The sequence below is a fragment of the Pseudomonas sp. 43(2021) genome, from assembly GCF_017490805.1.
In the GTDB taxonomy this organism is placed as follows: Bacteria; Pseudomonadota; Gammaproteobacteria; order Pseudomonadales; family Pseudomonadaceae; genus Aquipseudomonas.
On sequence record NZ_JAFGYJ010000417.1, the window covers coordinates 1 to 471 of the forward strand.

Consider the following 471-nt stretch of genomic DNA (forward strand, 5'->3'; position numbering starts at 1 on the left):
TCGCCGGTGTGTATGCCGAGCTACCCTTGTTGATGCTGGCGCTGTGTCTGTTGCCGGCGATGGCGCTGGGCTTGTGGATCGGCCGGCGGCTGACCATGAGGTTGTCGCGCGAGGCGTTTGTGCGGCTGGTGACGTGGCTGGTGCTGGCTAGCGGCATCGCGTTGATCGTGCGCTATTTCAGCACTTGACCGGATTTCTTCAGGGATTAAGCTGCCGGCCTTTAGAGCGCCTTCGCGAGCAGGCTCGCTCCCACAGGGGATTGCATTCGAATGTGGGAGCGAGCCTGCTCGCGAAGGCGTCAGAAGTCACACCGCAGGATTTCCCATGAACTCGCAAAGCATCATCGTCCCGAAAATCTCTACCCTGCCGGTGCACGAGCCCCGGGCGCGGGCGATCGTGCGCTGGCTGGTGCGCAAGAACATCATCGAAGAACAGCTGACCACCTGCGGCCGCACCGGCAACCGCATGGCC

At 62.6% G+C, this 471-nt stretch carries 2 pseudogenes; both read left to right on the top strand.

What is annotated here, in order from left to right:
• Positions 1-188 (top strand): annotated as a pseudogene (locus tag J5M71_RS27935) (sulfite exporter TauE/SafE family protein); the annotation flags it as partial.
• A 136-nt stretch (positions 189-324) separates the two neighbouring features.
• Positions 325-471 (top strand): annotated as a pseudogene (locus J5M71_RS27940) (sugar ABC transporter ATPase); the annotation flags it as partial.